The organism is Chitinophagales bacterium, from assembly GCA_040877935.1.
Taxonomy (GTDB): Bacteria; Bacteroidota; Bacteroidia; order Chitinophagales; family CAIOSU01; genus JBBDNB01.
Genome location: JBBDNB010000059.1, coordinates 1 through 20,099, shown reverse-complemented (window position 1 = coordinate 20,099; position 20,099 = coordinate 1). Strand labels below are relative to the sequence as shown.

Genomic DNA, 20,099 nt, shown 5'->3' with positions numbered 1-20,099 from the left:
ATATTTTTTTATCCGCTTTAAATAATCTCAAAATACCTTTTCAACTCCCAATCTGTTACGTGCTGCTCAAATTTTTGGCATTCCCACTCCCGTGTGCGCACAAAATGATCGGCAAAAGCTTCACCAAACAAGAGTCCTGGAATTTCCGAGTTTTTCATGGCGGCAGTAGCTTCCTTTAATGTTGCGGGCAATTTCCCCGACCCCATATCTTTGTAGCCATTGCCTACGGTTTCTGGTGAATCGAGTTTTAAGTTTTGTTCAATACCATAAAGGCCGGAAGCCAAACAGGCCGACATCGCCAAATAGGGATTGGTATCTGAACCCACCACTCTGTTTTCCAATCTCGTGGCTTTGGGACCTGCAGGAATGGTGCGCAATGCAACCGTTCGATTGTCCTTGGCCCAGGTCAATGTAGTGGGTGCCCAGGCTCCTTCCACCAATCTTTTATAGCTATTGATGGTAGGCGCAATCATGGGCAAAATATAAGGCAAACAAGCCAATTGACCCGCCATAAAACTTTCCATCAAGGCACTAATGCCTTCGTTTTCTTCATTGTAGAAAAGATTTTGCTCCCCTTTTTCGTCCCAAAGACTTTGATGCACATGACCGCTACAGCCGGGCAATTCCGCATTCCACTTGGCCATAAAGCTTGCCATGATCCCATGCCGGTAAGCGATTTCCTTTACCCCAGTTTTAAACAGCACGGCTCGGTCAGCAGACTCCAGAATTTCACCATAGCGAATGGCCGCTTCATAAACCCCAGGGCCAGTTTCGGTATGCAGGCCTTCCAATGGCACATCGAATTTTTCCATCAAATCAAACAGGTCGTTGAAAAATTCGCTTTTCAAAGAAGATCTCAAAATAGAGTAACCAAACATGCCGGGCGTCATGGGTTTGGGATTTCGGTAATCCTTTTGCTCCAAACTCTGAGGGCTTTCCTCAAAATTGAACCATTCAAACTCTTGTGAAAAAACGGGTTTGTAGCCCATGGAATATGCTTTCTTGCGGACCCTTTTCAGTAAACTGCGCGGACAAGCTGCCCAATCTTCTTCTGCCTCGCGACTGAAATCTGCCAAGAAAAATGGCACATCATTGTCCCAGGGAATATGCCGATAAGTCTGCGGATCGATGCGCGCCTCCACATCGGGGTAGCCGCTGTGCCAGCCCGTAATCTTGGAATTTTCATACAATTCATCATCGGTATCCCAACCGAAAACCACATTGCAAAAGCCAAAGCCTCCTTCCAAAGCCGAAAGGAATTTTTCCTTGTGCATGAATTTTCCGCAAAGAATGCCTTCCAGGTCGCTCACGGCAACTTTCACTTTGTTGTGTTCGCTGTCCTTTATTTTCGAGATGATTTCTTCTAAAGTCATGTGCATTTTTTTATTTGATCATTTAGTCATTTCTTTATTTTTAAAAGCGGTCTGACGGCTTACTTATCTAATTTTTCAATAGGTTTGAATTTGTTCTACATCCTATTAAGAAATCCGTCTGACCGCTATTTTCCAGGTTTTTAAGTTTTCGGAGTGGACTCATTGCTTCTTTCTTTGTATTCTTTACGGATAAATTTAAGTACGATTTTCTTTTTTTAGGATGACCACATAAAAATACAAATATGCCAGTGCCAGCATAATTGCATATACCAGCGCCAATTTGAGATTGTAAACGGTAATGGCAATTAGGGCAATGGTGGCAATAATCAATGCCAGGGCTGGAAAGATTGGGAAAAAAGGCACACGAAAGGGTCTTTCCAAATCGGGTTCGTTTTTACGCAGGGCAAAAAATGCCAACATGGAAACGATGTAAAGCGTCAATGCACCAAAACAAGCGATGGTAATGATTTCACCCGTTTTGCCCGTCAATAAGGCAATGATGCCAATGAGCATATTCACCACCAAAGCATTGGCGGGCGTTTTGGTTTTGGGATGTACCTGCCCCAATTTTTTGGGCACATATCCTACCCTGCCAAACTCAAAAGTGGAGCGACCTGCCGCCAAAATAATACCGTGAAAAGAGGCCACTAATCCGAATAATCCTACGGTAATCAAAAGGTGGTAGAGAAAATGATTTTCACCCACAATTATGGCCAATGCCAGTGGCAAGGGTGAGTCGGACGCCTCGGTACTTCCGGCAGGATAAACGACTGCTTCCCAGCCCGCTACGCCCACCGATGAGGCAAAAGTCAAGAGACACAAAACCACCAAAGTCAATATTGCGGAGCCAAAACCAATCAACACATTGCGCTGTGGATTTTTGGCTTCTTCTGCTACATTGGCCACGCCCTCAATGGCCAAGAAAAACCAAATGGCAAAGGGGATGGCGGCAAATGCGCCTTGAAAACCATTGGGCAGGGCATTGGCTTTTAGGTTTTCAAACTCAAAATGAGGAAGCGTAACGCCCGCAAAAATCAGCAATTCTGCTACCGCCAAAATCGTAATGAGCAATTCAAAAGTAGCTGCCGCTTTTACCCCGGTGATGTTTAAGATTGTAAAAACCAGATAGGCAAATATGGCAATGTAAATGACCGGAATGGCTGGAAAAAAGATATTAAAATAAGCACCAATAGCTGCTGCGATGGCCGGTGGGGCAAAAATGAATTCTATGTTTTGCGCCATGCCCGCCAAAAAACCCATTTTCTTGCCCAGCCCACGATCGGCATAGGCAAAGGCACCTCCGGCTTTAGGAATGGCACAGGCCAGTTCGGTATAGCTAAAAGTAAAACATAGGTACATGACAATGATAAATCCGGTGGCAATGGCAAGGCCTAAAGTACCGCCTTCTGCCAAACCGAGGTTCCAGCCGAAATACATGCCGGAAATCACATATCCCACGCCCAAGCCCCACAACATGATGGGGCCGAGTGTACGTTTTAATTCAGTTTGGGGCACATTGGATTCAGACATGCCCTTAAAATTCCATAAAAATTTGCGGAAAATGGTGGATTGGGGTGAATTAATTGAAAATTTTGGGGATTTGCCACTAAACTTGCCTAACGGCAGTCAGGTGCACGAATAAAACTAGATAATTATTCCTTGAAAACTTTAAGGATACTTTCAGCATGTCCCTTTTGATGGATCCTTATTAAATACACCCCTGTCGAAAATGAAGAAAAATCAATTTGGACTTTTTCAGATTTGCTCACCAAGCTTAGAATTCTCTTTCCATTGAGCGCATAAACTTCAAAGTTTTTTTCTTGCTTATCATCTTCACCTAGATGAATTTCTAAAGTAGATTGAACGGGATTTGGGTAGTAACTAAGGCTTTGATCCTTAGCCCTTTCTTGGATGTTCACAAGTCTTTGGCATTCCGAATCATTTAAGAAGTTCTTGAAATTGCCATATTTCATGCTTCGGTTTTGTTCAGAATATGGTGCATAGATGTAACCACTTATAAAACCAAAAACACTATCATTTGAAAATTTCAGGTATCGGGTAACGGCCAAATCCTTTGGTCTTCTATAATCATCCAAAACATCCCAGGAGTATTTGATAGAGTCGATTAAAGACATGTTTACTATTATTGAATCATTAAGGTCGCCCATTTCTGATGCCGACATTGGCCAAATCCCATTACATTCAACATCTGGAATGTCCCAAATCCTTATTGTATCTCTTATTTCCAATCCGCTTAATACCTCTATTATTTCTAAGTCAATTCCATTGGAATCAACCTGGACAATCTTTCCTGCTATTAGCGCATCTTCGGGATAGGTGTAATTCGAAACGCAAAATGAATTTTGAACATAGGTACAGGGAAAGAGCTGATTTGAAAGGCTCAATAATAGAAAGAGTATTGGCAATAATTTCATTTTATGATTATAAGGAATTTATTATAAAGCAACAAATAATTAATTATTTTAAGTGCGCATTTCTTATGCGTTTGCTATTTGAACATAGGACGGTTATAATCCTCCAACCAGAAGTTTGCTTTTGATGTCAAAACAGAGCTATATCCGGCCAAAACTGATATTTTACCATAGATTTGGCCACTTATAAAAGATGCTCTGCTTTAAATTTTTCAGATATTTTCTAGTGATTTCAATGGTCTATTCAATCGATTTTCCAAAACATATCAACTCTATAAGTGGCCAAATCTAATTTATTTTTGTACATTTGGCCACTTATAAATGCTTTAAATAAGTTTTGAAAAATGCTTGCAGGTAGGGAAAAAGAAGTCAAAAGGCTTGAAAAAGCTTTGAAATCTGATAAAGCGGAATTGATCGCTATTTTCGGCAGAAGAAGAGTTGGGAAAACTTTTTTGATCAGGGAAGTCTATCAATCGCATATACAGTTTGAGCTTACTGGTTTGCACAATGGTCTAATGGCCGATCAGTTGGAAAATTTCCATTTTTCGCTTTCCAATAAACTAGATAGTATTGAAAAACCCAAAAGCTGGCTTCAGGCCTTTGGTCAATTGTCAGAATACATGGATGGCCTTAGTTCAAAAAAGAAGAAAGTTATTTTTATAGATGAATTTCCTTGGTTGGCAACGAGAAAGTCGAAGTTTTTGATGGCATTTGAGCATTTTTGGAACAGCTATGCAGTCAAAAAAAATGACCTAATCGTTGTGATTTGCGGTTCGGCTGCCTCCTATATGGTAAAGAAAATTGTTAGGAATAAAGGCGGTCTGCACAACCGGATTACAGAAAAAATAAGGCTGCTGCCATTCAATTTGTATGAAACCAAATTATTTCTGAAAAGCAAGAAAATTCATTATTCTGATTACGATATCCTTAAAATTTATATGACAATTGGGGGTGTTCCATTTTATCTCGATAAACTTGAAAAAGGCGAAAGTGTTCCTCAGGCAATTGACCGCATGTTTTTTCACAAGGACGCTCCGTTGAGGAATGAGTTTAAGGATGTTTTTGCTTCATTATTTGAAAATCATGAAAGACACAGCGCAGTCATTCGGGCCTTAGCCAATTCAAGGAAAGGAATTAGCAGAAAACAGATATTGAAGAAAACAGGCTTAGTGACAGGCGGAAGATTGACTCAAACACTTGAAGAATTGGAGGAGTCTGGTTTTATAGAAGTATATCATTCATTTGGGAATTTAAAAAAAGATGCCCTGTACAGATTAAACGATGAGTATTCTTTGTTTTATCTCAAATTTATTGAGCAATCAAGGGCCAAAGGCAAGGGAACATGGTTGGCGAAATCCAATGGACAAGCCTATAAATCGTGGTTGGGATTTAGCTTTGAAACCGTTTGCCTAAAACACATAGAAGAAATAAAAAAGGCGCTTGGAATAGCAGCCGTTGATTCTGAAAACCACAGTTGGTCTGACAAAAACGAAGATGAAGGCGCACAAATAGATTTGCTTATAGACAGGGCGGATAATGTAATCAATATTTGTGAAATGAAATTCTACAGCGCAGAATTCACTATCGATAAGAAATATGCCAATGAGCTCAGAAACAAGGTGAATTTATTTAGGGAAAACAGCAATACCCGTAAGAATTTATTCCTTACCATGATTACCACTTATGGATTGAAACAAAACCCCTACAGCTTGGAGCTGGTGCAAAATGAGCTGAAAATGAACGCACTGTTCAAGCCAATAGATTAAGCTATATCCGGCTAAAACTTTCTTGAAAACAGAGATTTAGCCACTTATGGTTTTCAGGAATAAGCATCCATTCACCAAAATCAAGTCAACTAACAAAGAATGGTCTGACGGTATTAAATAATTGCAAAATGCGGTCTGATCATTTTTAAAGCAACTTTGCATCTACATATTAGCAACTATAAATTAGGTAATTCAATTTTTTTTAGCTAATTTTTATACGCAATAAATTTAAAATAAGACACATGAGCAATTCAGAGAAGAAAAAACAAACATCAAACTATGGAATTCCATGGGGCTTTTTAGCGGGAATGGCCGTAGGAGTGGCAACAGGCCTTTACATCAATTCCAAAGCCGGAAAGGAAAAGCGCAGGCAACTCAATGAAAAGATCAGCGACTGGGAGGCCGAGCTAGAAACCAAAATGAAGAACAGTTTTGAAGAGATAAAAAACGATGTGCTTTCGGGTAAAAAGGACAGCAAATCCAAAGCTGACGAAAAATCCCAAAAAGAGAGTAGCAAGGCTAAAGCATAAATCATGAGCAAGAGAAAAGACATTGTTGACATCAGCAGCGAAAGCAAGGAACTACTGCAACGTTACATCCGCAATCGAATGGATGCCTATAAACTGGACATGGCCGAGCGTGTTACAAAAATAAATACCTTCCTGCTCATTGCGTTTTTTTTCACCTTTCTCGGGTATATCGTTTTGTTGTTTCTATCATTGGCCGCTGCCTTGCAAATAGGAGATTTGCTAAACAGTTTGCCCCTGGGTTTTATCATCATGGCCGGAGTTTGGCTATTGATTTTACTGGGCTTGTATGCCTTTAGAAAAAAACTGATAGAGCTGCCTATGCTGCGCTGGATGATTGCTTTAATGTTTCAAAAAAACCAATAAAATGTCTGAAAATTCATTCCCCCCGATACACGAAATAAAAAATTACCAGGATATGAAATTGCAGCGAATGCGTCTGCAATTGGAAAACGAATTTCTGGAAGAAAAACTTTCAGATAATTACGAGCTGGCGAAATACGAACTCAAACCAGCACAGTTGCTGGATACTTATGTACAGCGCAATTTTAATCTGGAAAAATTGTCGGAAGGAGAAGGCTCCTGGTTTCAAACAGCATATCGGGTTTTGAGATTGGTTTTGAAGGCTTTTAGCAAGTAGTTTTAACCCTAAGCAAAATTCAGGGTTAAAGCTTAATATTGATTTTTGGTAAAAAGCAATCAGCTATAAATTTATGAAGACAATAAAAAAAGGAAATTCTATCCACCTTCCTATACTTGTAGAAATTGACGAAGATGGTATGTATATTGTAAGTTGCCCTGTTTTTAAAGCCTGCCATTCCTACGGAAAAACAGTAGATGAAGCGATAGAAAACATTAAAGAAGTTATAGAAATGTGCATGGAAGAAGAAAAACCAAGTAATCTAAATCGCTTTATTGGATTCAGGGAATTAGAATTAATTGCTTAATGTCTGGTTTACCAGTTATATCAGGGAAGAATCTGCTAAAAAAAATTAAAATCCCTTTAATGCCTTGCGGGTTTGCTTGTCGTCAAGGGCAGACTTGACCCGAGATTTTTTCAATAGCACGACCGTGTGCCCCTACTATTGAAAATCTAATAATTCAAAACAGGAGCCAACCACTTTTCGGCTTTTTCCAAATCCCAGCCTTTTCGCTGCGCATAGTCCTCTACCTGATCTTTTCCGATTTTTCCCAATCCAAAATATTTGGCTTCGGGATGCGCCAAGTACCATCCACTCACTGATGCTGCCGGCCACATGGCAAAGCTTTCTGTCAATTGAATACCAACTTTATTTTCAACATCCAGCAAATTCCACAAAGTGCCTTTTTCGGTATGCTCCGGACAAGCGGGATAGCCCGGTGCCGGACGAATACCCCTGTATTTTTCGCGAATCAAATCTTCATTGCTGAGTTGCTCGCTTCCGTCATAGCCCCAGTATTCCTTGCGCACTTTTGAGTGCAGTAATTCTGCCAATGCTTCTGCCAATCGATCGGCCAGTGCTTTTAGTAAAATACTGTTGTAATCATCGTGATCGGCTTTGTATTTTTCCAATTGTGCGTCAATATTCAAGCCTGCCGTAACGGCAAAAGCCCCAATATAATCTGCTTTGCCAGAGTCCTTTGGTGCAATAAAATCCGATAGACAGAAATTGGGTCTTCCGGCAGCCTTTTTATTTTGTTGCCGAAGGAAATGCAATTTTGTTTTAACCTCCTCCCTGTTTTCATCGGCATAAACAATCACATCATCGCCATCGCTATTGGCTGGAAACAATTTAAAAGTAGCCTTTGCAATCAACCATTTTTCATCAATGATTTTTTGCAACATATCCTGTGCATCATCAAAGAGTTTTTTGGCTTCAGTCCCAACGGTTTCATCTTCAAATATTTTAGGATAGCGACCTTTCAATTGCCAGGTTTGGAAAAAAGGCGTCCAGTCGATATAGGCAGCGATTTCCTTTAAGTCAAAATCCTCAAAAACAATTTGCTGCAAATTATCAGGTACATCAATTTGGCTATCTTCCCAATCAATATCCACTCTATTTCCTCTTGCTTTTTCAAGGCTGATATAGTTTTTCGTCTCCTGCTGACTTTTGTGCCGTTCCCGCATCATTTCATATTCCGCTTTCAGTGCTTTTACAAAAGCCTCTTTTTTGTGCGCCAATAGACTCTCAACAACAGTTACGGAACGGGAAGCATCCAGCACATGTACGGTAGGGGCGTTCAGATAATTCTGTTCAATTTTAACGGCCGTGTGCATTTTTGAAGTAGTGGCTCCGCCTATCAGCAGGGGAATGTCAAAATCTGCTTTTTGCAATTCTTTGGCCAAATGCACCATTTCATCCAAGGATGGCGTGATCAATCCGCTGAGCCCAATGATGTCAACATTGTGTTCTTTGGCGGCTGCCAATATTTTTTCGGGCGGAACCATCACGCCCATGTCAATCACTTCGTAATTATTGCAACCCAAAACTACGCCCACAATATTTTTTCCAATATCGTGCACATCGCCCTTTACGGTGGCCATCAATACTCTACCGGCAGCTTGTCGCTTTTCTGATTTCTCAGCCTCAATAAACGGCAGCAGATAGGCCACGCCTTTTTTCATTACGCGCGCACTCTTTACGACTTGGGGCAAAAACATTTTCCCCGAGCCAAATAAATCACCTACCACATTCATCCCATCCATCAATGGCCCCTCGATTACCTGAATGGGGCGATCGAATTTTTGGCGGGCTTCTTCAATATCAGCTTCTATAAATTCTATAACACCTTTTACCAAAGCGTGTTCCAGGCGTTTTTCCACGCTTTCTTTTCGCCAGGCATCATCTTTTACTTTTACTTTTCCTTCGCTTTTGTAGCTTTCAGCAAAATCCAATAAGCGTTCCGTAGCATCATCCCGTCTATTGAGCAAAACATCCTCAACTCTTTCCAGCAAATCCTTGGGAATATTGTCATACACCTCCAACATAGTTGGATTTACTATGCCCATATCCATTCCCGCTTTTATGGCATGGTACAAAAATGCGGAATGCATGGCTTCGCGCACGGCATTGTTTCCCCTAAAAGAGAATGAAACATTGCTCACGCCACCGCTTACATGCGCACCTGGCAAATTTTCCTTGATCCATTTGGTGGCTTTGAAAAAATCCAAAGCATAATTGTTGTGCTCCTCTATTCCCGTAGCAATGGGAAAAATATTGGGATCAAAAATGATGTCCTGGGCAGGAAATTTTACTTTTTGCGTAAGAATATCATAGCTCTTTTTGCAAATTTCAATTCTGCGCTGGTAAGTATCGGCCTGTCCTTTTTTATCAAAAGCCATGACCACCGTAGCAGCCCCGAATTTTTTAATGAGCGATGCCTGTTCAATGAATTTTTCTTCGCCCTCTTTCATCGAAATAGAATTGACCACTGCTTTTCCCTGTACACATTTCAGTCCCGCTTCTATGATTTCCCACTTGGAAGAATCTATCATAACGGGAATGCGTGAAATATCCGGTTCGGAGGCAATCAGGTTTAGGAATTTGACCATGGCCTCTTTGCCATCGATCATACCCTCGTCCATATTTACGTCCAAAATCTGCGCGCCACCTTCCACTTGATCGAGTGCGACAGTCAGGGCTTCATCAAAATAACCGGCCTTTATCAAGCGCAAAAATTTGCGAGATCCGGTAACATTGGTACGCTCACCAATATTTACAAAATTGGAATCTGGATTTAAAACCAATGGCTCTAATCCGCTTAATTTTAATGGGGAAAATATTTTACTCACGCTGTCAATGCTTTTTCTTCAGGTAATGGTCTGGGTTGGTATTGGGCGGCCAAATCCGCAATGGCTTTGATGTGTTCCGGTGTGGTGCCGCAACAGCCACCAATTATATTTACCAAATTTTCGTCCAGAAATGTTTTGATTTGATTGGCCATCAATTCCGGTGTTTCATCGTATTCGCCAAATTCATTGGGCAATCCGGCATTGGGATGTGCACTCACGAAAAATTCTGAGTTTTTGTCCAGAATTTGCAAATAGGGGCGGAGTTGTTTTGCGCCCAGTGCACAATTCAAGCCCACGCTCAGCAGAGGCACATGCGAAATGGAAATCAAAAAGGCTTCAGTCGTTTGGCCGGATAGCGTTCTGCCGCTTTGGTCGGTAATTGTGCCCGAAACCATAATGGGCAGCTCTTTTCCGCTGTCTTCAAAATATTGCTGAATGGCAAAAAGTGCTGCTTTTGCATTTAGGGTGTCGAACACTGTTTCTACCAATAAAATATCCGCACCGCCTTCTGCCAATCCTTTTATTTGCTCAATATATGCTTCTACCAATTCATCAAAAGTGATGGCCCTAAATCCGGGATCATTCACATCTGGCGAAAGAGAGGCGGTTCTGTTGGTCGGGCCAATGGAACCAGCTACAAATCTCGGTTTGTCAGGATTTTTAGCGGTAAACTCATCTGCTACTTCCCGGGCGATTTTAGCCGATTCGTAATTCAGCTCATAAGCCAAATTTTCCAATTGATAATCTGCTTGCGCAATAGAAGTACTGCTGAAAGTATTGGTCTCCGCAATATCGGCTCCTGATTCAAAATAAGCAGCATGAATGCCTTTGATAATATCCGGCTGGGAAATGGAGAGCAAATCATTATTGCCTTTCAAAGAGGAAGGATGGTCTTTGAATCTTTCTCCCCGAAAATCTTCCTCTTCCAGCTTGTGTCGCTGAATCATTGTTCCCATTGCGCCATCGAGTACGAGTATGCGATTTTTGAGGATTTCTTTAATGTTCATCTGCTTTATTTCCTTTTTAAAATAAAAAAAATCTCTTGCCCGCAATTCAGGAAGAGATTCAACAGATGCTTATCTATTATCTTTCCCGATACTGCGGGATGGAATTGGCACCTTGATTTATTCAGGTTGCCAAGGTTTCACAGGGCCATATCCCTCCACCTTTCTTGATAAAAATTATTCTTAGAACAATTGGGGCAAATGTAAAGTTTAATCTGTTCATTTTCTATTTTCACAGAAATTTTTGATTTATAATGCATTTCTTCGCATTAAAATAAAAGCATGAAGATTACTGAATACCTGAGAAAAAAAGATGGAGATAAAACGCCCGTTTCCTTTGAGTTACTGCCGCCCATGAAGGGGAGGGGAATAGAATCTATATATAATTCACTGGATCGATTGATGGAATTCAATCCGCCTTTTATCAATGTCACCTATCACAGGTCGGAATATATTTACAAAAAAATGCCCGGTGGTTTTTTTAAAAAAGTAATTACGCGCAAAAGACCGGGAACGGTGGGCATTTGTGCGGCCATCATGAATAAATATGGCGTACAGGCTGTGCCACATTTGACTTGTGGTGGTTTTTCAGTGGAAGAAACAGAGGATGCGTTGATCGATTTGCATTTTCTGGGCGTAAAAAATGTGCTGGCCATTCGAGGCGATGCCGCAAAATCGGAAGCGCGATTTACACCTGAAACCGGGGGGCATGCCTATTCTTCTGATTTGGTGAAGCAAATTGCCAATATGAATAAGGGCATTTATTTGGAAGAAGATTTGGCCAATGCCATAGAAACTGATTTTTGCATTGGTGTGGGTGGATATCCTGAAAAGCATTTTGAAGCACCCAATATGAATACCGACCTGAAGCATTTGAAGAAAAAGGTAGAGATGGGTGCCAATTTCATTATGACTCAGATGTTTTTTGACAATGAAAAGTTTTTTGAGTTTGTAAAGGCTTGCAGGGAAATGGACATCAATGTACCGATTATCCCTGGGCTCAAACCCTTGACCAAAAGGCGACAAACAACGGTAATCCCCAGTATTTTCCATGTGGATATTCCAGATGAATTGGAATTGGAAATTGAAAAATGCAAGGACGATAAAGCCGTAGAACAAGTTGGAAAGGAATGGTGTATCAATCAATCAAAGGAATTGGTAAAAGCGGGAATTCCCTGTCTGCATTTTTATACCATGAGCCAAAGCAAAATTGTGAGTGAGATTGTAAGGGAGGCTATGTAAAGTTAATTGTTTGAATTTGGATGAATAGCTACACTCCTAAGACAATAGAAGCATCTATACCCAATTTAATGCTTATTTGTCTTGCCACTTTTAAAGTGGGTTCGCTTTTTCCATTCAGGTACTCGCTTACCCTTGAAGTACTGATTCCAAGAAGTTCGGACAAGCGTTTTTGGTTCAAGCCCATTTCAGCCATGCGTAATTTTATAACATCAGCAAGAGTAGGCTTTTTAACCGGATGATATTTTTCTTCAAAATCTGCTACAAGGTCAGACAATAAGTTTAACTCCACATATCCCTTGGAGTCCTTAGTTTCTATATTGTCAGGGTTTTGCAGTAGCTCTTCCACTCTTTCAACAATGGCCTTGTATTCTTTTTCTGTTTGTATCATTGTTAGATATTTTTGATATCCTTAATCTTGTCATATTTCGAATGCGTGCCTATAAATCGGATATAAACTTTCCTGGCATTGAATGAAATAATGGCAACTAGCCTGTATTTGTTCCCTTTGATATTGAACACAAAACGGTGGTTCCCCACATAATCAACACTATTAAAATCCTGTCTTAAATCATTGATGTTTTCCCAATTCATTGCCTTTACAGTGTGATACCAAAAGTTTAAAGGTGTTTCAGCATCAGCGTGAGATTCTGAAAATTCCTTAATCTTTTTGTAGGTAACAATACGCATGGCTTAAACTTCCAGTAATTTTTATAATGTAAACACAAGATTTAATTCCAAATATCGAAATAAAATTTTAAAAATTGGAATAAATTTAATCGAATTTACAGATATAGGCTTTCAACCGCTGTTCTTTTTTTGCTTTAAATATAATTATGTTGATCTGAGTTTGATAGTTGTGTTTGCAAACCCATCAATACTTCCACCTATTGGCCAATGCCACCAAAGACAACATTACCGGGACTTCAACCAAAACCCCAACTACTGTTACCAAAGCTGCGGGGCTCTGCATTCCAAATAATGCAATGGCTACAGCTACTGCCAGCTCAAAGAAATTGCTTGCGCCAATCATAGAAGCAGGAGCACAAATGGCATGGGAGAGCTTTAGTTTTTTGCCGGCAAACCATACGATAAAAAAGATAAAATAGGTTTGGATAATCAAGGGTACGGCAATCAACACAATGATCAAGGGGTTATTGAGAATATTTGGCCCCTGAAAAGCAAACAACAAAACCAAGGTAAGCAACAAAGCCACAATACTGACGGGCTTAAATTTTGGCAAAAACCGATTTTTGAACCAATCCTCCCCTTTTTTACCAATCAATATTTTATTGGTAATGACACCCGCTACAAGCGGAATCACCACAAAAATCAAAACACTGGAAACCAAGGTGCCGTATGGGATGCTGATATTGGTAATGCCCAGCAAAAACCCCACCAGCGGAACGAATGCCACCAAAATAATCAGGTCGTTGACAGAAACCTGAACCAACGTATAGTTGGGATCTCCATCCGACAAATAAGACCATACAAAAACCATGGCCGTACAAGGTGCCGCGCCCAATATAATAGCTCCGGCAATATACTCTCCAGCCAATTCGGGAGAAATATAAGCCGAATACAAATGCTCAAAAAATATCCAGGCAAAAAACGCCATGCTAAAAGGCTTGATCAACCAATTGACAATCACCGTCAGCACCAAGCCCTTGGGAGATTTGCCCACATCCTTTAAGCTGGAAAAATCTATTTGCAGCATCATGGGATAAATCATCATCCAAATTAAAATGGCAATGGGAATATTTACATTGTAAATTTCAAATTCACTTAGGAAAGCAATGCTGTCCCCTTGAAAACGACCGATTAATATTCCAGCTCCTATGCAGAGTGCTACCCACAGGCTTAGGAATTTCTCAAAAAATGCAATTTCTTTTTTTGAGGGTTTGTCCGGGTGATCCATTAATCATTGATTTTTGAAAAAACATAAAACATTTCACTGGCAATTTGCATAGATCTATCCATGTATTTTTCGCCTTCATTAGGGTTGTTGTCATACACTTTTGGATCTTCATAGCGAATGGGAATGCGCACTTCAGCACCTATAATATAGGGGCAGTTCTCATCTGCATCTGAACAAGTCATAATGGCGGCAAAATTTTTATTGGGATTTGCTGCATCGTCATACAGTTTAGAAAAAGCCATTATGGGCGCAATATGATTGGCACAATAAATTTTGTATTTGGGATTTTCATCCCCAGAACTTTGAACTCTAAAACCCGCTTCTGATATGGCTTCTACAGCCCGCTTGTTGAATTCGGTAATTTCTACACCACCAGAAAAACAAGCCGCATCCACCCCATAATACAGCGCAGCGGTATGCGCCCAGATTTGCGCCATTTGACTTCTTCGGGAATTGTGCGTGCAAATAAAATTGAGCCGAACAGCCTCCTTCTTTTTAATTTTAGCCCGAATAAAATCAATCAAGGGCTGCAGCACCTGCTTTCTGCAATCGTCAATTGCCCTGCCCTGTGTCACAGCAATCTGTTCGGTCAGTTTTGGATAAAATTCCGTTTTAGCTGAAACCATACTCTTTTTTTTAGCAACATCCGCCACCGGGCGAACAACAAGCATCCTTTTGATTGTCGATTACCGTCAACTCCTCATCGGGAATGCCGCATTTGTCCTGTGCCAGGCAGTTGGTTTGTTTGCTCGTCAATTGGAAATTTCCACCTTCAAAGTCCAGCCCGTATTTGCCAATGGTATCCGATTGGTATTCCACCTCTACTTCCAAATCCTTCAAGCCCAAAACCTTTTCAGATAAAGCGATGATTTTGCCCAGTTTTTCGGGCGCCAATCTATGGTCGTAATCACCGGCATTCCAAAGCTGGAAATTGGCCACTTCCTCCTTGCGAACCGTTCCGCCACAATCTATAAAATTTTTGCTCACAATACCCACTTCCGTCACATGAAAATGCTCCGGCACAAGCGAACCGTCAGGCAATTGAAAATTGAGTTTTTCCAGAGATTCCAATTTTGTTTTTACTTCCGATAATTTCATAATTCTTGTTTTTTAAGTTTAAAAATTCAACAGCAACCTTCTGCATTGGGCATATTAAACGCCCCAAAAAGTTGATCGAAAAGCATTCTTATTTCCGTCCATTTTTCGGGGTTGATACAGTAGCACATGGAAGTGCCGGCAATGCTGCCCTGTATCAAACCAATTTCCTTGAGCTCACGCAAATGCTGGCTGATGGTAGATTGCGCCAATCCCAGTTCCTCTACCAAATGCCCGTTGATACAAGTATTGGCATTCAGCAGATACTGGATTATCGCCACCCTGGCCGGATGCGCAAAAGCCTTGGCAGCCAAGGCCAGTTCATTTTGTTCGCTCGTAAATAGATTCGATTTTGTAATGCCCATAGATTAATTCATTGCTATATCGCAATATTACGATTAATAAATCAAAACACAAAACTTCGTTTGCGTCAATCAATTATTTTTTTCTGGGTGTATCCCTGCGGGTCGGGTCGTCCGCTATATCTTTTGGGCTGGAGGCAAAGTGTTGCTGGGCTTTGGAAAGAGCTTCCGCTGGTCGCTTTCCCAAATCCCGCAACACTAAAATTGCCCCCAACCCAAAAGGATGCCGCTACCACCCCTTACACGGGGAAGCGTTTTCAAAATTTCACCCAAGAAAATCATCGGATTCAGGCAAACACGTTTCAAAAATGTCCAGTTTATTTCTAAAAAAACTGGACAAAATGTATATCTTTATTTGTTTTAGATAAGACATGAAAATGACTGTTAACATAGCAAAGAGCATAGATAGGCTACCAAAAGGGTTTGTGTTTACCTATGAAGATTTTATAGATGATGTGAAACAGAAAGAGGCAATCATTAAAGCACTTAATAGGATGGCTGCTTCTGGAAAGATCAAAAAACTCAGCAAGGGTAAATATTACAAACCGGAAAAGACAGCTTTTGGTGAATTGGCACCACCTCAATACCAAGTGGTAAAAGATCTTCTTGAAGAAGATGGAAAGGTCATTGGCTACCTCACAGGTTACAGCATTTACAATCAATTGGGATTAACTACCCAGGTAAGCGACATTATACAAATAGGCAAAAATCAAACGCGACCCAAATTTAAAAGAGGTCAATACACCATTGCATTCATCAAACAGAAAAACACCATTAGCAAAGAAAATATCCCTCCATTGCAATTGTTGGATGCCATTCGCTATGTTAAAAAGATACCTGATGCTAGCGTAATATCTTGCTGCAAAAGATTTTTAGTCCTCATAAAGAATTTTTCTGATAAAGAAATCAATTCCTTGGTGCGTTTAGCTTTAAAATACCCACCTGCTACAAGGGCTTTACTGGGAGCATTATTGGAACAATTACAGAAGAATAAAGCTGCTATTCCGCTTTACAAATCCCTAAACCCAATTACTAAATATAAACTAGCTGGAGCAGAAAAAATCTTATCTACTACCGATAAATGGAATATCATATGAACTTGCATCACGATGTAAAATTGTTTTCCGATACACTGAGAGCTGCATCCCAGCAGATGGATATTAATTTGGTATTTATAGAGAAAGACTACTGGATTACTTTGTTGCTTAGCCGTTTAGCAGAAAGTAATTATATAGAGGAGACTGTTTTTAAAGGTGGTACTTCTTTGTCAAAAGGATACAACCTGATTGAACGCTTTTCTGAAGATGTTGACTTAGCTATTGTGAATAATGGAGGAAAATCTGGAAATGAAATCAAAACGATTATTCGAAAGATAGAGAAAGAAATAACAAAGGAATTGACCGAAATACCCACGGAAGGTATTACCAGTAAAGGATCAAGATTCAGGAAATCGGTTTTTGAATATATAACAACAGAAAAGCACAATGCCAACAATAAGCTCATTGTCGAAATAAACTCCTTCGCCAATCCTTTTCCTTTTCAGGAACGCATCATCAAAAGTATGGTGGGCGATTATTTAGCTCAATCAGGCAATGAAAAATACATAAAGCAATATCAACTGGATCCGATTAAAGTAAATGTGCTAAGCAAGGAACAAACCATGCTGGAGAAATTGGTTGCTCTAGTTCGGTTTTCCTTTGATGTTAATCCCTCAGTGAGCATTTCAGAAAAAATCCGACACTTTTATGACTTATATTTTTTAAGCAAACACCCTGAATGTCAGGAATTCATAGCATCTGATTTATTTAAAAAACAATTTATCAGCCTTCTGAAACACGACAGGGAAATTTTTGATGAGCCCAAAGGTTGGAAAGAAAAATCAATTTCAAAATCGCCTTTGATAACAGATTTCCCAACGCTCTGGAAAAAGATTAAAACACAATATCAGGCAGAACTATCAGCTTTAGCATACCGACCTATTCCTGATGAAAAAGTTGTTGCTAAAGCATTTGTGGATCTAATAAAAAGAATTGGATGAAATTCTTCAATGCACAATTAGCGCAGCAGTTATTGTATAAATACAAAAAACAATATTTATTTCCCTCCTACAAAACCTACATCACAACCCCATGCCGATAATATTTCAATTTGTCGGCAATTTCCAAGCATAAATTCCCTTGATTGTCCAGCCTCAGCATCAATTATTCCTTCAAATGATAAGCTTTGGGCTGAACAAAAGCGCGGATGCCCAAATAGGATAGAGTAAACCCAAGTCCCGATTTTTTTCTGCCTGACCAGGGCACATTGGGGCTTACACGATCGCAGCAATTCCAATAGACAGTTCCGGTATTCAATTGCTCAAATAACTTTTCTGCCCTTTTCTTGTCTTTTGAAAAAACAGCAGCAGTAAGGCCGTAATCTGTATCCTGCATCAATTCTAATGCTTCTTCATCCGATTTTACTTTTTGTATGCCAATTATCGGCCCAAAGGATTCTTCCTGCATAAGCTCCATTTGGTGGTTGACATCGCTCAAAACAGTAGGTTCAAAAAAGTAGCCTTTTTGTTTTATTCTTTCTCCGCCACATTCCAGCTTTGCGCCTTGTTTTATGGCATCTTCTACTTGTGCCCTGAGTACTTGTAGTTGAGGCCTACGCGTTAGAGGTCCCAAAAAAGTATCTTCAGCAGTAGGATCTCCTACTTTATAATTTTTCACACTTTCCACAAAAGCCGACAAAAATTCATCGTAAATTTTTTCATGCACATAGATGCGCTCTACGGCACAGCAGCTTTGACCATTATTATAAAACGCACCAATAGCAGCATTTTCAGCCGCTTCTTTCACATCAGAGACATCATCTGCAACATAAAGCGGGTCTTTTCCGCCCAGTTCAAGTTGTACAGGTACTAGTTTTTCCGCCAGTTTTTCGGCAATATATTTACCTGTTCTGTAAGATCCCGTAAAAAAGTAAGCGTCTATGGGAAGTTCCAGCAATGCTTCTCCAACTGCCCCTCCGCCAATAGCTGTTATAAAAACATCCTCCGGAACTCCTGCTTCCCAAAGCAATTCCTGAAATTTAAGCCCTGTAAGACTGGCAAATTCAGATGGTTTGTAAAGTACTGCATTTCCACTTACCAGCGCATATAGAAACACATTATACCCCACATTGTAGGGGAAATTCCAGGCGGATATATTGGCAATTACACCCAATGCCTCATAGCGAATGCTTTCTTCCATTCCATTTTCAGAGGAAATTACTTCAGGTGCCAGCCATTTTTCGGCATTGGCTTTCAGATGTGTAATTCTATTGAGCGACCCCATCACCTCTCCTTTGGCTTGGGCAAGTGGTTTTCCCGTTTCAGAGGAAAGAATTCTTGCAAGGTCATCGGCCTGTTGTTTTACCAGGTCTCCAAATTTGACAATGGTATCCAGGCGATCTTTTACCGGAAGTGCAGCCCATTTTTTCCGCCCTTTTTGGAGCTTTTCGTATTTGATTTTAACACTTGAAGCATCGTCTTCTTTCAGTTCAGTAATAACGGCTTCTGTTGCAGGATTTATAATTTTCATACTATTCAGGATTTTAAGTTTTCTCTTACATGCTCTAAAAAATGGCTGTACAAAATGTCTGCATCTACAACATTTTCTCCCAGACTTGGTGAAAACTCAGGATGCCATTGTACCCCCATTATTTTTCCGGCTTTGGCTTTTTTATAGCCCCCGGCTTCTATTATTCCGTCTTTAGGACTGACAGCCAAAACTTCCAGGTCATCTGCCAGTTTTTTTACCGATTGATGGTGTACAGTATTAATCAAATTTCTACTATCATATTTGTGGATTTCTGCCAGTATTTTACCGGGAACCCATTCCACTTCATGGCTGATTTTGTCGTACAATTCTGCATTTCTGTGCTCAATACAGCCTTCCTTTTGAGTAAAAATATCCTGATAAAGTGTGCCGCCCAAATAGGCATTAAGCAACTGAAATCCGCGGCATATTCCCAATATCGGTTTTCCTGACTGAAAGGCAAAATCCATAATTTTAAATTCATACTTATCTCGATAAATATCGCCTTTCCAACGGCCAATTGGTTTTTCCCCATAGCTTTCAGGTGCCAGATCAGTACCACCCTGAAAAAGAAAACCATCCATTTCCTGTAGATATTCTTTTTGCAAATCTTCAGCTACATCGGGAATCATAACAGGCAAAACTCCGGATCGTGAAAGATAACGCATCATATCATTTTCTACATAGCTCAAATATTTTGGAGCAAAAACAATGCGGTCTTTCCTTTCATATTCAAAGGCAGCGGTAACTCCTATTTTTATCATCTGAAATTGATTGATTATTGACTGGATCCAAAACATCAAAAATACACTGCATGCAGGAGTATTTATGATGAAAACTGATTTTTTACTGAAATCTTAACTACTCTGTTAAATCTTTATTGAAAAAACACGTGCACATGCATCTAATTTGAAGAAAAAAACAACTTCCAAAATGTCCATTAGGGACAAACGTCTACTTTTCAGCCTCCATTTTGTCCATTACTCCTATATTTAGTGTCTGGTCGAGACCTCCAATCACTATACTATCATTGGATTTCTGTTAATAA

Annotated in this window: 21 protein-coding genes and 1 riboswitch; of the genes, 8 read left to right on the top strand and 13 right to left on the bottom strand. The window is 40.1% G+C overall.

Translation table 11 applies throughout. From position 1 onward, the window contains the following. Positions 1–17: 17 nt before the first annotated feature. The 3 genes from WD048_16585 to WD048_16575 all read right to left on the bottom strand — a co-directional run bounded on the left by WD048_16585 (position 18) and on the right by WD048_16575 (position 3,808). A complete protein-coding gene (locus tag WD048_16585) occupies positions 18–1,373 on the bottom strand; it encodes a glutamine synthetase family protein (GenBank protein MEX0813837.1) in 1,356 nt (451 codons plus the stop codon). A 195-nt stretch (positions 1,374–1,568) separates the two neighbouring features. Then, positions 1,569–2,903, bottom strand: coding sequence for an ethanolamine permease (gene eat / locus WD048_16580; protein MEX0813836.1), 1,335 nt, complete (start codon positions 2,901–2,903; stop codon positions 1,569–1,571). A 122-nt stretch (positions 2,904–3,025) separates the two neighbouring features. After that, entirely contained in the window at positions 3,026–3,808 is a 783-nt protein-coding gene (locus tag WD048_16575; protein MEX0813835.1) for a T9SS type A sorting domain-containing protein, read from the bottom strand. A gap of 341 nt (positions 3,809–4,149) precedes the next feature. Between WD048_16575 and WD048_16570 the strand changes: the two genes are divergently transcribed. The 5 genes from WD048_16570 to WD048_16550 all read left to right on the top strand — a co-directional run bounded on the left by WD048_16570 (position 4,150) and on the right by WD048_16550 (position 7,045). Beyond that, on the top strand, positions 4,150–5,571 hold the full coding sequence (locus WD048_16570) for an ATP-binding protein (GenBank protein ID MEX0813834.1): 1,422 nt from the start codon (positions 4,150–4,152) through the stop codon (positions 5,569–5,571). Positions 5,572–5,813: 242 nt separating this feature from the next. Further along, positions 5,814–6,101 (top strand): YtxH domain-containing protein, encoded by a 288-nt coding sequence (locus WD048_16565; protein ID MEX0813833.1) that lies wholly within the window; start codon positions 5,814–5,816, stop codon positions 6,099–6,101. A 3-nt stretch (positions 6,102–6,104) separates the two neighbouring features. Then, complete coding sequence (locus WD048_16560; GenBank protein MEX0813832.1) at positions 6,105–6,464, top strand: phage holin family protein; 360 nt, start codon at positions 6,105–6,107, stop codon at positions 6,462–6,464. A 52-nt stretch (positions 6,465–6,516) separates the two neighbouring features. After that, positions 6,517–6,738 carry a hypothetical protein gene (locus tag WD048_16555; GenBank protein ID MEX0813831.1) on the top strand — a complete coding sequence of 74 codons (222 nt, stop codon included), beginning with the start codon at positions 6,517–6,519 and terminating at the stop codon, positions 6,736–6,738. Between the two features lie 73 nt (positions 6,739–6,811). Continuing rightward, the gene (locus tag WD048_16550; protein MEX0813830.1) at positions 6,812–7,045 is read left to right on the top strand and encodes a type II toxin-antitoxin system HicB family antitoxin; all 234 of its coding nucleotides are present in this window, start codon (positions 6,812–6,814) and stop codon (positions 7,043–7,045) included. Between the two features lie 146 nt (positions 7,046–7,191). On the opposite strand, the gene metH is transcribed toward WD048_16550, so the two are convergent. Together metH and WD048_16540 are read right to left on the bottom strand one after the other, a co-directional pair. Next, positions 7,192–9,870 (bottom strand): methionine synthase, encoded by a 2,679-nt coding sequence (gene metH / locus WD048_16545; protein ID MEX0813829.1) that lies wholly within the window; start codon positions 9,868–9,870, stop codon positions 7,192–7,194. Next, positions 9,867–10,877 carry a homocysteine S-methyltransferase family protein gene (locus WD048_16540; protein ID MEX0813828.1) on the bottom strand — a complete coding sequence of 337 codons (1,011 nt, stop codon included), beginning with the start codon at positions 10,875–10,877 and terminating at the stop codon, positions 9,867–9,869. Before WD048_16540 ends, metH begins: the two co-directional genes overlap by 4 nt. A 73-nt stretch (positions 10,878–10,950) precedes the next feature. Then, a riboswitch (SAM riboswitch) is annotated at positions 10,951–11,051 on the bottom strand. Between the two features lie 105 nt (positions 11,052–11,156). Between WD048_16540 and metF the strand changes: the two genes are divergently transcribed. Then, complete coding sequence (gene metF / locus WD048_16535) at positions 11,157–12,116, top strand: methylenetetrahydrofolate reductase [NAD(P)H] (GenBank protein MEX0813827.1); 960 nt, start codon at positions 11,157–11,159, stop codon at positions 12,114–12,116. Positions 12,117–12,144: 28 nt separating this feature from the next. Here the strand turns inward: metF and WD048_16530 are convergent, their stop codons facing one another. The 6 genes from WD048_16530 to WD048_16505 form a co-directional block, all read right to left on the bottom strand. Further along, on the bottom strand, positions 12,145–12,504 hold the full coding sequence (locus tag WD048_16530) for a helix-turn-helix domain-containing protein (protein MEX0813826.1): 360 nt from the start codon (positions 12,502–12,504) through the stop codon (positions 12,145–12,147). A 2-nt stretch (positions 12,505–12,506) separates the two neighbouring features. Further along, positions 12,507–12,803 carry a type II toxin-antitoxin system HigB family toxin gene (locus WD048_16525; GenBank protein ID MEX0813825.1) on the bottom strand — a complete coding sequence of 99 codons (297 nt, stop codon included), beginning with the start codon at positions 12,801–12,803 and terminating at the stop codon, positions 12,507–12,509. Positions 12,804–12,987: 184 nt separating this feature from the next. After that, positions 12,988–14,031 carry an ACR3 family arsenite efflux transporter gene (arsB, locus tag WD048_16520; protein MEX0813824.1) on the bottom strand — a complete coding sequence of 348 codons (1,044 nt, stop codon included), beginning with the start codon at positions 14,029–14,031 and terminating at the stop codon, positions 12,988–12,990. After that, positions 14,031–14,657, bottom strand: a complete 627-nt coding sequence (locus WD048_16515) for a protein-tyrosine-phosphatase (protein ID MEX0813823.1) — start codon at positions 14,655–14,657, stop codon at positions 14,031–14,033. Before WD048_16515 ends, arsB begins: the two co-directional genes overlap by 1 nt. A gap of 10 nt (positions 14,658–14,667) precedes the next feature. Continuing rightward, positions 14,668–15,129 (bottom strand): DUF6428 family protein, encoded by a 462-nt coding sequence (locus WD048_16510; protein ID MEX0813822.1) that lies wholly within the window; start codon positions 15,127–15,129, stop codon positions 14,668–14,670. A gap of 26 nt (positions 15,130–15,155) precedes the next feature. After that, complete coding sequence (locus WD048_16505) at positions 15,156–15,491, bottom strand: metalloregulator ArsR/SmtB family transcription factor (protein MEX0813821.1); 336 nt, start codon at positions 15,489–15,491, stop codon at positions 15,156–15,158. A gap of 374 nt (positions 15,492–15,865) precedes the next feature. On the opposite strand from WD048_16505, the gene WD048_16500 reads away from it, so the two are divergent. Both WD048_16500 and WD048_16495 read left to right on the top strand, forming a co-directional pair. Next, positions 15,866–16,585: a DUF6088 family protein gene (locus WD048_16500; GenBank protein MEX0813820.1), complete on the top strand. Its 720-nt coding sequence runs from the start codon at positions 15,866–15,868 to the stop codon at positions 16,583–16,585. Beyond that, positions 16,582–17,526 carry a nucleotidyl transferase AbiEii/AbiGii toxin family protein gene (locus WD048_16495; protein ID MEX0813819.1) on the top strand — a complete coding sequence of 315 codons (945 nt, stop codon included), beginning with the start codon at positions 16,582–16,584 and terminating at the stop codon, positions 17,524–17,526. The genes WD048_16500 and WD048_16495 overlap by 4 nt, the downstream gene beginning before the upstream one ends. Positions 17,527–17,689: 163 nt before the next feature. On the opposite strand, the gene WD048_16490 is transcribed toward WD048_16495, so the two are convergent. Together WD048_16490 and WD048_16485 are read right to left on the bottom strand one after the other, a co-directional pair. Further along, positions 17,690–19,054: an aldehyde dehydrogenase family protein gene (locus tag WD048_16490; protein MEX0813818.1), complete on the bottom strand. Its 1,365-nt coding sequence runs from the start codon at positions 19,052–19,054 to the stop codon at positions 17,690–17,692. 5 nt (positions 19,055–19,059) lie between these two features. Next, a complete protein-coding gene (locus tag WD048_16485; protein ID MEX0813817.1) occupies positions 19,060–19,815 on the bottom strand; it encodes a gamma-glutamyl-gamma-aminobutyrate hydrolase family protein in 756 nt (251 codons plus the stop codon). Positions 19,816–20,099: the final 284 nt, after the last annotated feature.